Origin of the sequence: uncultured Aquitalea sp., from assembly GCF_945957525.1 — a bacterium.
GTDB lineage: Bacteria > Pseudomonadota > Gammaproteobacteria > Burkholderiales > Chromobacteriaceae > Aquitalea.
Window position 1 is genome coordinate 44802 of record NZ_CAMFLA010000004.1, and the last position, 14137, is coordinate 58938.

Annotated in this window: 13 protein-coding genes; 12 read left to right on the forward strand and 1 reads right to left on the reverse strand. The window is 63.5% G+C overall.

Translation table 11 applies throughout. The annotated features are described in order from the left end of the window. Nucleotides 1–32 precede the first annotated feature (32 nt). The 10 genes from Q0P52_RS05075 to Q0P52_RS05120 all read left to right on the forward strand — a co-directional run bounded on the left by Q0P52_RS05075 (nucleotide 33) and on the right by Q0P52_RS05120 (nucleotide 11800). Nucleotides 33–1361 carry a sugar ABC transporter substrate-binding protein gene (locus tag Q0P52_RS05075; RefSeq protein ID WP_293765784.1) on the forward strand — a complete coding sequence of 443 codons (1329 nt, stop codon included), beginning with the start codon at nucleotides 33–35 and terminating at the stop codon, nucleotides 1359–1361. Nucleotides 1362–1453: 92 nt separating this feature from the next. Further along, entirely contained in the window at nucleotides 1454–2389 is a 936-nt protein-coding gene (locus Q0P52_RS05080) for a sugar ABC transporter permease (RefSeq protein WP_293765783.1), read from the forward strand. Continuing rightward, nucleotides 2386–3210, forward strand: a complete 825-nt coding sequence (locus Q0P52_RS05085; RefSeq protein WP_293765782.1) for a carbohydrate ABC transporter permease — start codon at nucleotides 2386–2388, stop codon at nucleotides 3208–3210. Before Q0P52_RS05080 ends, Q0P52_RS05085 begins: the two co-directional genes overlap by 4 nt. After that, nucleotides 3207–3887: an HAD-IA family hydrolase gene (locus Q0P52_RS05090; RefSeq protein ID WP_293765781.1), complete on the forward strand. Its 681-nt coding sequence runs from the start codon at nucleotides 3207–3209 to the stop codon at nucleotides 3885–3887. Before Q0P52_RS05085 ends, Q0P52_RS05090 begins: the two co-directional genes overlap by 4 nt. A gap of 39 nt (nucleotides 3888–3926) precedes the next feature. Continuing rightward, a complete protein-coding gene (gene ugpC, locus Q0P52_RS05095) occupies nucleotides 3927–5060 on the forward strand; it encodes a sn-glycerol-3-phosphate ABC transporter ATP-binding protein UgpC (protein WP_293765780.1) in 1134 nt (377 codons plus the stop codon). Nucleotides 5061–5177: 117 nt separating this feature from the next. Further along, nucleotides 5178–6581 carry a D-arabinitol 4-dehydrogenase gene (dalD, locus tag Q0P52_RS05100; protein ID WP_293765779.1) on the forward strand — a complete coding sequence of 468 codons (1404 nt, stop codon included), beginning with the start codon at nucleotides 5178–5180 and terminating at the stop codon, nucleotides 6579–6581. Between the two features lie 17 nt (nucleotides 6582–6598). Continuing rightward, complete coding sequence (gene xylB, locus Q0P52_RS05105) at nucleotides 6599–8065, forward strand: xylulokinase (RefSeq protein WP_293765778.1); 1467 nt, start codon at nucleotides 6599–6601, stop codon at nucleotides 8063–8065. Nucleotides 8066–8073: 8 nt separating this feature from the next. After that, the gene (gene tal, locus Q0P52_RS05110; protein ID WP_293765777.1) at nucleotides 8074–9051 is read left to right on the forward strand and encodes a transaldolase; all 978 of its coding nucleotides are present in this window, start codon (nucleotides 8074–8076) and stop codon (nucleotides 9049–9051) included. Continuing rightward, complete coding sequence (locus Q0P52_RS05115; RefSeq protein WP_293765776.1) at nucleotides 9051–9986, forward strand: carbohydrate kinase; 936 nt, start codon at nucleotides 9051–9053, stop codon at nucleotides 9984–9986. Before tal ends, Q0P52_RS05115 begins: the two co-directional genes overlap by 1 nt. 194 nt (nucleotides 9987–10180) lie before the next feature. Next, on the forward strand, nucleotides 10181–11800 hold the full coding sequence (locus tag Q0P52_RS05120; RefSeq protein ID WP_293813674.1) for a methyl-accepting chemotaxis protein: 1620 nt from the start codon (nucleotides 10181–10183) through the stop codon (nucleotides 11798–11800). Nucleotides 11801–12136: 336 nt separating this feature from the next. On the opposite strand, the gene Q0P52_RS05125 is transcribed toward Q0P52_RS05120, so the two are convergent. Further along, complete coding sequence (locus Q0P52_RS05125; protein WP_293764372.1) at nucleotides 12137–13045, reverse strand: LysR substrate-binding domain-containing protein; 909 nt, start codon at nucleotides 13043–13045, stop codon at nucleotides 12137–12139. Nucleotides 13046–13137: 92 nt separating this feature from the next. On the opposite strand from Q0P52_RS05125, the gene Q0P52_RS05130 reads away from it, so the two are divergent. Together Q0P52_RS05130 and Q0P52_RS05135 are read left to right on the forward strand one after the other, a co-directional pair. Beyond that, nucleotides 13138–13398 (forward strand): hypothetical protein, encoded by a 261-nt coding sequence (locus tag Q0P52_RS05130; protein WP_293764375.1) that lies wholly within the window; start codon nucleotides 13138–13140, stop codon nucleotides 13396–13398. 19 nt (nucleotides 13399–13417) lie between these two features. Continuing rightward, a complete protein-coding gene (locus tag Q0P52_RS05135) occupies nucleotides 13418–14026 on the forward strand; it encodes a glutathione S-transferase (RefSeq protein WP_293764378.1) in 609 nt (202 codons plus the stop codon). Nucleotides 14027–14137 lie beyond the last annotated feature (111 nt).

A 14137-nucleotide genomic window follows, 5' to 3' on the forward strand; every position in this document is an offset into this window, starting at 1 on the left:
GTACTACAACACCAATGAGGAGACAGACGAACATGCAACTGCAAGCACCCGCATTTTCCTTCGGCAAACTGGCGCTGGCCTGCGGCTTCGCCCTGACGGCGCTGTCCGCCGGCGCGGCCACCACGCTGACCATCGCCGCGCTGAACAACCCGGACATGGTTGAACTGAAAAAGCTGTCGCCGGCTTTCGAAAAACAGAATCCGGACATCAAGCTCAACTGGGTGGTGCTGGAAGAAAACGTGCTGCGCCAACGCGTCACCACCGACATCGCCACCAATAGCGGCAAGTTCGACGTGATGATGATCGGCACGTACGAAGCGCCGATCTGGGCGAAAAAAGGTTGGCTGTACCCCATGGACAAGCTGTCCGCCGACTATGACGTCAACGACGTGGTGAAAACCGCGCGCGACGGCCTGTCCTACGGCGGCAAGCTGTACGCTCTGCCCTTCTATGTGGAAAGTTCGATGACTTTCTACCGCAAGGACCTGTTCGCCAAACTGGGTCTGAACATGCCGGAAAAGCCCACCTACACCCAGATCGCCGAGTACGCCAAGGCGCTGAAGGAAAAAGGCGGCGTATACGGCATCTGTCTGCGCGGCAAGGCCGGCTGGGGCGAGAACATGGCCTACCTGAGCACGCTGGTGAACGCCAACGGCGGCCGCTGGTTTGACGAAAAGTGGCATGCCACCATCGACAGCCCGGAATGGAAAAAGTCGGTCAACTTCTATGTGGACCTGCTGAAGAATTACGGCCCGCCGGGAGCCAGCACCAACGGTTTCAATGAAAACCTGACCCTGTTCGCCAGCGGCAAGTGCGGCATGTGGATCGACGCCACCGTGGCGGCCGGCATGTTGTTCAATCCGAAGGAATCGCAAGTGGCCGACAAGGTGGGCTTCGCCATGGCGCCAAGCGGGGTCACTGCCAAGGGCAGCAGCTGGCTGTGGTCCTGGTCGCTGGCCATCCCCAAGTCGTCCAAACAGGAACAAGCCGCCAAACAGTTTGTGCAGTGGGCCACCTCCAAGGAATACATCAAGCTGGTAGCGTCCGACCTGGGCTGGACTTCCGTTCCGCCGGGCACCCGCATCTCCACCTACAACCAGCCTGAATACCTGAAGGCCGCGCCTTTCGCCAAATTCGTGCTGAACGCCATTCAATCGGCCAACCCGAACGACGCCACGCTGAAGAAAGCGCCTTACAGCGGCATCCAGTTTGTCGGCATTCCCGAGTTCCAGTCCTTCGGCACCGTGGTGGGTCAGTCCATCTCCGGCGCACTGGCCGGCACCACCTCCGTGGATGCCGCGCTGAAGGCCGGCCAGGCTGCCGCCAACCGCGCGGTCGTCCAGGGCGGCTATCAGAAGTAAGCCAGTCTTACGACAACAACAAGACGGACGGCGCGCCCGCCGCGCGCCGTACCGTTGTGCTTCCATTCACACTCTAGATTCCGGAGAGGCCCATGCCATCATCCGCCCATACAGCCTTGCGCGCCGACGCTCCACCGGCCCAGGCCGCGCGCGGCCCCGGTCGCTGGACCCAACGCTGGCTGATGTCGCCCGCCGTGCTCAGCCTGCTGCTGTGGTCTGTTGTTCCCCTGCTGATGACCATCTGGTTTTCGCTGATCCGCTACAACCTGCTAAGCCCGGACCAAACCGGCTTTGTCGGGCTAGACAACTACCGCTTCATGTGGAGCGATCCGTCCTTCTTCCCGTCCATTTTCAACACCCTGGTGCTGACCGTGTCGGTACTGCTGATTTCCGTTGTCGGCGGCGTACTGCTGGCCGTGCTGTTCGACCAGGAATTTCCCGGTCGCGGCGTGGCCCGCCTGCTGGTGATCGCACCCTTCTTCGTCATGCCCACCGTCAGCGCGCTGATCTGGAAAAACATGCTGTTGCACCCGGTATACGGCCTGTTTGCCGCGGCGCTTCACGCCGTGGGCCTGCAACCGGTGGACTGGCTGGGCGAATACCCGATGTTTTCCATCATCCTGATCGTCAGCTGGCAATGGCTGCCATTTGCTTTCCTGATCCTGCTGACCGCCATCCAGTCGCTGGACCCGGAGCAGAAAGAAGCCGCGCAGATCGACGGCGCCGGCCCGTTCTCGATGTTTTTCTACATCGTGCTGCCCCACCTCAAGCGCGCCATCGGCGTGGTGGTGATGATTGAAACCATCTTCTTGTTGTCGATTTTCGCCGAGATCTACACCACCACCTCGGGCGGTCCGGGCACGGCCACCACCACGCTGTCCTTCCTGATCTATTCGCTGGGCCTGCAGCAATTCGATGTGGGCATGGCGTCCACCGGCGGCATTCTGGCCGTGCTGCTGGCCAATATCGTGTCGGTGTTTCTGGTGCGCATGCTGGCCAACAACCTCAAGGGGGAGAACGAACGATGAACCGCTCCGCATCCCGCAACTTGCGCTACGGCCTGACCACGGCGCTGGCCTGGACGGTGGCCATCCTGGTGTTCTTTCCCATCTTCTGGATGATGATCACCGCCTTCAAAACCGAAGAGCAGGCCTATCAGCTGAGCGTGTTCTTCACGCCCACGCTGCAAAGCTTCCGCGACGTGTTCGCCCGCAGCGACTACCTGGCCTTTGCCGGCAACTCCATCGCCATTTCGGTGGGCGTCACCGTACTGAGCCTGCTGGTGGCCATTCCAGCCGCCTATAGCATGGCCTTTTTCCCGGGCCCCAAAACGCAGAAGCTGCTGCTGTGGATGATGTCCACCAAGATGATGCCTTCGGTGGGCGTGCTGCTGCCGGTGTATCTGCTGTGGAAGAACATCGGCCTGTTGGACACCCTCAGCGGCCTGATCATCATCTATACGCTGATCAATCTGCCTATCGCGGTATGGATGACCTACACCTACTTCTGCGAAGTACCGAAGGAAATCCTCGAAGCCTCGCGCATCGACGGCGCCAGCACCTGGCAGGAGATCGTCCACCTGCTGATGCCGATGTCGCTGCCGGGCCTGGCTTCCACCGCCCTCTTGTTGTTGATCCTGTCCTGGAACGAAGCTTTCTGGAGCATCAACCTCTCCAGCGCGCACGCCGCGCCCCTGACGGTGTTCATCGCCTCGTACTCCAGCCCCGAGGGCCTGTTCTGGGCCAAGCTGTCCGCCGCCTCGCTGCTGGCCGTCGCCCCCATCATGGTGCTGGGCTGGCTGACGCAGAAACAGCTGGTGCGCGGCCTGACTTTCGGAGCGGTGAAGTGAGCCGGACATTCACCCATCTCATCAGCGATTGCGACGGCGTACTGCTGGACACCGAATCCGTCGCCTTTGACGTGCTGCAACGCGAGCTGGCCGACCACTTGCCGGGCCAGGATGTGGCCGCCATCATCCGCCCCCGGTTGGGCCTGACCCTGCCCGACCTCTTGGCCGACATCGCCCGCCATCATGCGCTGTCGCTGGCAGCGCTGGACATTCCGGCCATGCGCGACCGGGTGGAAAACGAAGTGGCCGAGCGACTGCAGGCCGTACCAGGCGTCAAAGAGGCGCTGGAAGCCATCCCCCTGCCCAAATCCGTGGCCAGCAACAGCGCCGGCCATCGGGTGCGCGCCGCACTGCGGCACGCCGGGCTGGCAACTCAATTCGGCGATCGCGTGTTTTGCGCCGACGAAGTGGGCGCCGCCAAACCCGACCCGGCCTTGTATCTGGCAGCCTGCCGCGCCGCCGGCGCAGCGCCGGAACAGTGCCTGGTAGTGGAGGACAGCGTCACCGGTGTCAGCGCCGCTGTGGCCGCCGGCATGACAGTGCTGGGCTTTACCGGCGCCGGCCACGTGGAAGACGGCCAAGCGGACAAGCTGCTGGCCTGCGGCGCGGCGCTCACTTTCAACGACATGGCGCAACTGCCGGCCTTGATAAGCCGACTGCGCCGCCACGAACAATGACAAGAGCGGCCAGCAGGCCGCTGTGAGGAGAACCCCATCATGGCAAGCGTTACCCTGAAGAACATCAGCAAGCGCTACGGCGACAGCCCGGAAGTGATGCGCGACATCAATCTGGACATCGCCGACGGCGAATTCGTCGTCTTCGTCGGCCCCAGCGGCTGCGGCAAATCCACCCTGCTGCGCATGATCGCCGGGCTGGAAGACATCAGCGGCGGCGATCTGGCCATCGGCGACGAACGCGTCAACGACGTGCCGCCGTCCAAGCGCGGCATCGCCATGGTGTTCCAGTCCTACGCGCTCTACCCGCACATGAGCCTGTACGACAATATGGCCTTCGGACTGAAGCTGGCCGGCAAATCGAAAGAAGAAATCCACAAGGCCGTGACCAAGGCCGCCGCCATCCTGCACATCGACCATCTGCTGGACCGCAAACCCAAAGCCTTGTCCGGCGGCCAGCGCCAGCGTGTGGCCATTGGCCGCGCCATCACCCGCGAGCCCAAGGTATTTTTGTTTGACGAACCCCTGTCTAATCTGGACGCGGCCTTGCGCGTGAAAATGCGGCTGGAGTTTTCCCGCCTGCATCAGGATCTGAAAACCACCATGATCTACGTCACTCACGACCAGGTGGAAGCCATGACCCTGGCCGACAAGATCGTGGTGCTGTCCGCTGGCCGCATCGAACAGGTGGGCAGCCCGAAAACCCTGTACCACCACCCGGCCAACCGTTTTGTCGCTGGCTTCATCGGCTCGCCCAAGATGAACTTCATCGATGGCGTGGTGGCAAGCGCTGACAACCAGAACGTGGTGGTGGACATCAAGGGCGGCGGCCGCCAGACCGCCTGCGTCAATGGCGAATCGCTGCGTCCGGGCGATGCGGTCACGCTGGGCGTACGCCCGGAATACCTGCAACTGGACAGTGAAGACCCGAGCATCGGCGGTACGGTCACCACCGTGGAAGGCTTGGGCGACTTCTCTTATCTGTACGCCGAATCGCCGGCCTCGGAAGAGCCGCTGGTCAGCCGCATTCCCGACACCATGGAAGTGGCCAACAGCAGTCGTGTGGGCTTCAGCATCAAACCCCATCACTGCCACCTGTTCAACAAGGAGGGCCTGGCCATGCCGCGAACCACGCCGGCGCAAAGCCGCAACGGCAGCCCCGCGCTGACCTCCTGAACCCCTTGCCGCCGGCCCCCGCCAGCGGCTGAACCCCTTTCGTCGCCCCCGCCCTGTTGGCCGAAGCCAGGGCGCGGGCCGGCTGCGCCATCAAAACAACGCCTACAGGAATCCACCATGAGCGACTCTCGCCAACCTTATGCCGACTGCTGGCTGCACATCGGTGCCGGCTCCTTTCACCGCGCCCATCAGGCCTGGTATCTGGACCAGCTGGAGAAGCACGGCCAGACGCCGTGGGAGCTGGCGCTGGCCAACATCCGCGCCGACATGGCCCCGCTGCTGGACAAGCTGGCGGCCCAGCACGGCGAGTACACGCTGGAAACCATCTCTCCGGCCGGCGAGCACCGCTACGAAGTGATTCGCGCCATCCGCACCATCCTGCCGTGGGAAGCCGACCTGGCCTCGCTGATCGCCAAGGGTGCGCAGGCCGGTACGCGCGTCATCTCCTTCACCGTGACCGAAGGCGGCTACTATCTTGACCAGCACCTGCAGCTGGACACGGCCAACGCCGACCTGGCGGCGGACCTGAACGGCGGCCTCAACACCATCTACGGAGCCATTGCCGCCATCCTGCGCGCGCGCAGCGCGGCTGGCGATGCCCCGGTGACCCTGCTCAACTGCGACAACCTGCGCCACAACGGCGAGCGCTTTCGCAGCGGCCTGCAACAATTCCTCAGCCTGCGCGGTGAAACCACGCTGCTGGCCTGGGTGGAAAAACACACCAGCTCGCCCAACACCATGGTGGATCGCATCACTCCACGCCCTACCCCGGAAGTGGTGGCCCGGGTAGAGGCCGCTACCGGCCGCCACGACCCCTGCGCCATCATGGCCGAACCTTTCATCCAGTGGGTGGTAGAGGACAATTTCATCGGCGGTCGTCCAGCGCTGGAGGCGGTAGGCGTGGAAATGGTGGCCTCGGTACTGCCTTATGAAGAAGCGAAGATCCGCATCCTCAACGCCAGCCACAGTTGTATCGCTTGGGCCGGCACGCTGATCGGCCTCGGCTACATCCATGAAAGCACTGCGGTGGACTCCATCCGCGAACTGGCATGGCGCTACGTCACCCATGACGTCATCCCCTGCCTCAGCCCCAGCCCGCTGGATCTCGCCGCCTATCGCGACACCGTGCTCGACCGTTTCAGCAACCCCTATATTCTGGACAGCAACCAGCGCGTGGCCGCGGACGGCTTCTCCAAAGTGCCGGGTTTCATCGCGCCCACGCTGCAACAATCCGTCGCCGCCGGCCGCCAACCGGTGGATACCGCCGTGCTGCCCGCGCTTTTCCTGCGTTTTCTGCAGCGCTGGCAGGCGCAGAGCCTTCCCTACGACTATCAGGACGGTATCATGGACGCGTCGGCCTGCCGCCGCATGCTGGCCGCCGACGATGTGGCAGGCGCTTACGCCGCCGACCCCATGCTGTGGGGCGAACTGGCCGGCACCGACACCCTGCGCGCCCTGCTCGACGCCGCGCTGACCCGGGTGGACGACTGGTACAAGTTGGCCGAAGTCCCGCAGCACTGAATCACTCGGAGAGAGGGATGTATCTAGGAATCGATCTGGGCACTTCCGAAGTCAAGGTAGTGCTGCTGGACGGCCAAGGCGAAATCCGGGCCGTGGCCGGAGAAGCACTGGAAGTGTCCCGCCCCAGGGCGGGGTGGTCCGAGCAACACCCGGACGACTGGTGGCGCGCCACTTGCCTTGCCGTGGCCAGGCTGAAAGACAAAGCGCCGCAAGCCTTCGCCACTGTGCGCGCCATCGGTCTGTCCGGCCAGATGCACGGCGCGGTGTTGCTGGACGATCAGGACGCCGTGTTGCGACCGGCCATTTTGTGGAACGACCTGCGCAGCGTGGCCGAATGCGACGAACTCACCGTCAACGCGCCGCAGCTGCACGAAGTGGCCGGCAATCTGGCCATGCCCGGCTTCACTGCGCCCAAGCTGCTGTGGGTGGCCCGCCATGAGCCGGAAACCTTTGCCGCCACACGCTGCGTGCTGCTGCCCAAGGATTACCTGCGCTTCAAACTCAATGGCCGCAAGGTGTGCGATACCTCGGACGCCTCCGGCACCCTGTGGCTGGATGTGGCGCGCCGCGACTGGTCGGACGTACTTCTGTCCGCCACCGGCCTTAGCCGCAGCCAGATGCCGGCGCTGGTGGAAGGCATTGCCTCCTCCGGCACGCTGCTGCCGGCAGTGGCCGCCGACTGGGGCTTGTCGGCCGAAGTCATCGTTGCAGGCGGCGCGGGCGACGGCGCCGCCAGCGCCATCGGTATCGGCGCGGTTGAACCAGGCGACGGCTTCCTGTCGCTGGGCACCTCCGGCGTGCTGTTTGTGGTGGATGACCGCTTTCGCCCCAATCCGGCCTCGGCGCTGCACACCTTTTGCCATGCTTTGCCGGGCCGCTGGAATCAGATGAGCGTGATGTTGGCCGCCGCCAGCTGTCTGCGCTGGTTCTGCCGCCTGGTCAGCGTGGACGAAGCCACGCTGCTGCAAGAAATCGAAGCGCTGGACGCCGATGCGCAATTGAGCGCGCCCCTGTTCCTGCCTTACCTGTCCGGCGAGCGCACCCCGCACAACGACCCCTTCGCCCCCGGCGTATTCTGGGGATTGACCCAGGCACACGGTCGCGCCGCGCTCGGCTACGCCGTGCTGGAAGGCGTGGCCTTCGGCATGGTGGACGGGCTGGACGCGCTGCGCGCGGCCGGCAGCGATGTGTCCGAATTGTCGCTGGTGGGCGGCGGCGCGCGCAGCCCGTTCTGGGCGCAGCTGCTGGCGGATGCCTTGTCCGTCGCCATCGTCACCCATGTGGGCGGCGAAGCCGGCGGCGCGCTGGGCGCGGCCCGGCTGGGCTGGCTGGCTGATGGCGGCGATATCGCCGCCGTCTGCACCCGCCCGCCGGTCAAAGCCATCCATCAACCCTGCGCCGACCGTCACGCCGCCCTGCAAGACAGGTTGCGCCTGTTCCGCGACATTTACCGCCAGCGCCCAGAGGCGCTGCGCCCATCCTGAGTCCCATCATGAACCAGCTTGAAAAACTCAAGGCCCATACCGTGGTGGTGGCCGACACCGGCGACTTCCAGCTGCTGGAGCAATACACCCCGCGCGACGCCACCACCAACCCATCGCTGATCCTCAAAGCCTCACAAAGCCCTGCCTATCGCGGACTGGTGATAGACACGCTGCGCGAACTACGCCATCTGCCGGCGGCCGAACAGATCGACGCGCTGCTGATCGCCTTCGGCCTGAAGATTCTGGACAAGGTGCCCGGCCGCGTTTCCACCGAAGTGGACGCCCGCCTCTCCTTTGACACCGCCGCCACCGTAGCCAAAGCCCGCCAGCTGATGGCCGCCTACGCCGCCGCCGGCGTATCGCGCGGGCGCGTACTGATCAAGATAGCCGCCACTTGGGAAGGCATTCAGGCCGCCGCCATTCTTGAAGCCGAGGGCATAAACTGCAACCTCACCTTGCTGTTCTCGCCGGTGCAGGCCGCCGCTTGCGCCCAGGCTGGCGTAACGCTGATTTCCCCCTTCGTTGGCCGTATCTACGACTGGTACAAGAAGCAGGCCGGCACGGGGTGGAACGAAGCCGCCCAGGCCGGCGCCAACGACCCTGGCGTGCGCTCGGTGCGCCGCATTTACCAGCTGTTTCGCCAACACGGCTTCGTCACCGAAGTCATGGGCGCCAGCTTCCGCAATACTGGGCAGATCCTCGCGCTGGCCGGCTGCGACCTGCTCACTATCAGCCCGGACCTGCTGCAACAACTGCGCGATAGCGACGGCGACGCTCCGCGCCGGCTTTTCGCCGACCTGCCGGATGCAGCCGATGCGCTGCCCGCCAGCCTGCTGGATGACGCGAGACATGAAAGCCGTTTCCGCTTCCTGCTCAACGACGACGCCATGGCCAGCGAGAAGTTGGCCGAAGGCATCCGTCTGTTTGCCGCCGATACGGTCAAGCTGGAAAACTGGCTGGCGGCGCTGCATGAAGGGAGCGTCTGATGTTTCTCGTCTGCGGTGAAGCCCTGTTTGATTTCTTTGTCGAGCCCGACGCAGCCGCCTGGCCGCGCTTGAGCTATCAAGCCGTGCCCGGCGGCTCTCCCTTCAACGTGGCCATCGGCCTGGCCCGGCTGGGTCAGCGCTCGGCACTGCTGGGCGGCATTTCGGAAGACTATCTGGGCAGACAATTGCTGGAGGTGCTGCGCCGGGAAAATGTCGACGACAACCTGCTCAAGCGCCGAGCACTGCCCACTACGCTGGCGCTGGTGGGGCTGGACGCCACCGGCCATCCGCAATACAGCTTTTATGGCGACAAAGCGCCGGAAGCCAGCCTCACCGAGGGCGAGCTGCCTGCACTGGACGACAGCGTTCTGGGCATCCATGCGGGGTCTTATTCACTGGTGCGCTCCCCCACCGCCGAAGCCCTTCAGGCACTGGTAATACGCGAATGCCAACAGCGGCTGATCACGCTGGACCCCAACATCCGCCTCAATGTCGAGCCGGATCTGGCGCGTTGGCGCGAGGTGCTGGCGGTGCACGCCGCGCACGCCCACCTGATCAAAGTCAGCGATGAAGATTTGACTCTGCTGTACCCGGAAGACACGCCGGCAGCAGCCGCCCGTCGCTGGCTCAGCCCCAACTGCCCGCTGGTGATCATGACCCGCGGCGGCCAGGGCGCCAGTGTGTTTTCCGCCGCGCATGGCGAATGGCATGTTGCGGCGCAGACCATTGCCGTGGTGGACACCGTCGGCGCGGGCGACACCTTCCAGGCTGCCCTGCTGTGCTGGCTTGCGGAGCACGACCACGCTCGCCCGGACGCCATCGGCCAACTGGACAAGGCGCAGATCGACGCCATGGTTCGCTTCGCCATCCGCGCCGCCGCCATCACCTGCACCCGGCGCGGCCCCGACCTGCCCCGGCGCGCCGATCTGGCCTGACCCCCCACACGCCCACTGCCGGCCATGCCCGCGTTCTGCGCCGGCATGGCCTTTTCATTACCGACAAAACAAGACAAAACCCTACGTTAAAGACGAGATTGACCGATTGACATGCCAAAACATGCAAATTCAATGCGCTATAACAAAATGGCATTTCACCGCGCCAATCAACAATAAAACGGGCAGACATCACCATGAACATCTCTCAGCGACTGGCCATCACCCTGGGCATCGCCTTGCTGGCCCTCATCGCCATCGGCGGCTCCGGCCTCATGCAACTCAACAGCGCCAACCAGCGCTTCGATTACATGAACGCCAATACTTTCCCAAGCATCCACAATCTGGACGCCATGCAAGGCAGCCTGACCAACGCGCGGCTGGCCACCTATCGTCACGTCATCGCCGCGTCGGCCGATGAAAAAGCCAAACACCAGCAAACCATCGATGAATCCGATAAAAAGATGAACGACATGCTGGCGGATTACGAAAAGAACCTGCTTTCTTCGGATAGCGACAAGCAGATGCTGGATAAGGACCGCGCGCTGATGAAGGAGTATCAGTCCACGCGCGACAGCGTGCTGAAGGTATCCCGCGACGGGCAGAACGCCGAGGCGCAGAAAATGCTGCTGGGCGGCACGGTGTCGGCCGGTGCCCGCGCCATGCAGCAACAACTGAACGAGCACATCGAATTCAACTACAAGAACGCCGCAAAGTTGGCCGAAGACAATCGCTCCGCCTATAAATCGGCCTTCGCTTTGTCCATGAGCGTGATCGCCGGCGGCGTACTGATCTGCGTCGCACTGGGCTGGCAGCTGTTCAGCCACATCCGCGCGAGCCTGTCCGGCATCCGCGACACCATGCTGAAAGTGGGCGAGTCGCTGGACTTCCGTCTGCGCGTCGCCGTACTGCGCAAGGATGAAGTGGGCCAGACTGCCTCCGCCTTCAACAACCTGCTGCAGCAATTGCAGCAAAGCTTCCTCACCATCCGCCGCGGCATCGAGGCAGTGGACGGCTCGATTGAAAACATGGCCACCAACACCACGGAAATCGCCCGCAGCTCCGAACTGCAAAGCGAGGCGGCCTCCGCTATGGCGGCCGCCATCGAGGAAATGACGGTCAGCATCAACCACGTAGCCGACCGCGCGCTGGAAGCCAACAACCAGACCAGCGCCGCCGGCAGCATTGCCCAGGAAGGCGGCAAAGTGATCGACTCCACGGTAGCCGGCATTAATGCGGTATCCGGCTCTGTCAGCGACGCCGCCGGCCACATCGACCAGCTCAAGGCCGACAGCCAGACCATCGCCACCGTGATGGGCATCATCAAGGACATTGCCGAACAGACCAATCTGCTGGCGCTCAACGCCGCCATCGAGGCCGCCCGCGCCGGCGAAATGGGCCGCGGTTTTGCCGTGGTGGCCGACGAAGTGCGCAAACTGGCCGAGCGCACGGCGCGCTCCACTACCGAGATATCTTCGGTCATCGTCAAGATGGAGCAAGGCACGCAGGAAGCGGTAGGCAGCATGGAAGTGGTGGTGGAAAGGGCCAATCGCGAGGCCGACGGCGCCCGTCAGGCCAGCGAGGCCATCGAGCAGATTCGCCGCAACACCCGTGAAGCGATGGCGCTGGTACAGGATATTTCCGGCAGCATCGTCGAGCAGACCAGCACCAGTACCGCCATTGCCCAGCGGGTGGAGCAAATCGCCCAGATGGCGGAAGAGAACTCCTCCGCGGCCAGCAGTTCCGCCGATGCGGCTCGCGAGCTGCATCAGCAAGCACGCAGCATTCTGGGGACCGTGGCGCAATATCAGGTGTAGCAGCGCGTCGGCGTCCGGCTTGTCAATAATCCGAAAGCCCCGCCAAGCGGGGCTTTCAGGCTGCCGAGAAAGCCATCGGCCAAGCTAGGTCATTCAATGTCACGTAGAAAGGCTGACAAAAATCAGTATCACGGCCGAGGCAAGGCGCGCCGACGCGGGCAGTAATGAGTACGGCAAGGAGGCGCAACGCAGCATCAGGCGTGTTGTCAGCAGCTCATATTGATTCTGCTCCACAGCCTTGCCATTGGCTCCCCCGCCCTTGCCTTGCAATGGCGCCTGGCTTTCGGATCTGGCAACAATCACCGCGCTGCAATCTGACGCAGACGGTGCTTGCCGTCAGCCAGCAAGCCCGTCGGCGCGTCGCAGGTCGGCCAGATAATCCGCCACTTCGCCTTGCAGCCAACTGGTAAACACCTCCTGCTTGGCGCGGGCGCTTTCCCGCACCGGCCACACCAGCCAGCACGGATAGGGGTAAGGCGCGACGATATCGGTCAGCCTGACCAGTTGGCCGCTGTCCAGATCGCGCTGCACCAGGCTGCGCCTCTCCAGCGTGATGCCCAAACCCTGGCGCACCATGCCGAGAATCAGATTGGAATCGTTGATCCACATGCTGGCCTCGCCCGGCTCGTCGATGCCCGCCAGCTGGCACCAGGGCTGCCAGCTTTCCACCGAACGGATCAACGGCCCAGCCATGATTTCCTGCGGCGTCTTCGGCAAACGTCCGCCATTGAAGGCGGGCGACGCCACCATCAGCAACTCGTCGTCAAACAGCTTCAGCTGACGCAAGCCCTCCCAGTCGCCTTGCCCGATGCGGATGCCCACATCCACCAGCCCCTGACGCAGGTCCTGAATATCCAGACTGGCGCGAATACTGACGCGATAACGCGGATACAGGGCCTGGAAACGGTGCAAGCGCGGCAGCAGCCATTGCGCGCCGAACGAGGGCAACACCGCCAGCGCCAGATCGCTCTCGCGCGGTCGCGCCTGAATCAGCCGGGTCGCCTCGCTGAGCTCGCCCAAACCGCTGCGCACCTGCAGCGCATAAAAGCGCCCTTCCTCGGTCACGCGCAAACCGCGTCCTTCACGCACAAACAAGGGCAGGCCCAGCATATCCTCCAGCAGGCGGATCTGCTGGCTGATGGCCGAGTGGGTAACGTGCAATTCTTCGGCGGCGCGGGTAATGCCGCCCAGACGGGCGACGGCTTCGAAGCTGCGCAGGGCAGCCAGTGGCGGCAGGGCTTTCATGTAAGAAAAACTAACACATTTCGGCAGAAATCATCAATTTTCCTTTTTATTTCACCTGCTTATAGTAGCAATACTGCTTGAGGAGAAATCAAATGGAACATGTGCTGCATCTTGGCCTGCAACGCCACGAGCTCGTGGTGCTGCAAATGGCACACCCCGGCCGGGCGGTCGCCGTCAGCGGCTCGCACTGGCTCACCATCAACGGGCTGGATATCTGCCTGCATGCCGGCCAGCATGCGCTGCTGCCTGCCGGTAAACTCTTGCTGGAAGGCGATGGACGCTTGGATCTGCAAGGCCTGCCCGCAAAAGAGCGCGCAGGAAATGGCCTGAAACTGGGCCTGATTTCGGTTTGAATATTATTGGGGAGGCAATATGCAACTGATTGGCATGCTCGATTCACCCTACGTCAGAAGGGTGGCGATTTCTTTGCGGTTGTTGGGCGTACCGTGCGAGCACCGTCCCTTGTCGGTGTTTCGCCACATGCGGGAGTTCCGGCAAATCAATCCTGTCATCAAGGTACCGACCCTGGTGTGCGACGACGGCGAAACATTGATGGATTCCAGCCTGATTCTGGACTATCTGGAAAGACTGACCCCGCCGGAACGGCGACTGACGCCGGAAAGCCTGCCGCAACGGCAGCGCTGCTTGCACGGCACCGGGTTGGCGCTGGCCGCCATGGAGAAAGCAGTACAGGCCTTTTACGAATGCCAGTTGCGCCCGGCCGACGCGCGCCATGCGCCGTGGCTGGAGCGCGTCGCGGAGCAGTTGCTGGCCGCCTGCGCCGGCATGGAGGCCTATCTGCAAACAACGCCGCCAGACGCGGCCCGGCCGGATCAGGCCAGTCTCAGCATCGCCGTGGCCTGGCGCTTCATTGTGGAGCGTGTGCCGGAACACGTGGCCGCTTCCTCTTTCCCCGCACTGGCCAACTGGAGCGCGGCGGCGGAAGGGCACCCCGATTTTCTGGCCTGCCCTTTCGAATAACACCGGCTACAAAACCTCCGAGCCTGCGGCGCCTCTCCTTGCCGTACGCCGAGCGCGGCCTGCGCCAGCCCGCCCCGCCTCAGCTTCTTTGCGAGGTTTTGACAGCGGCCT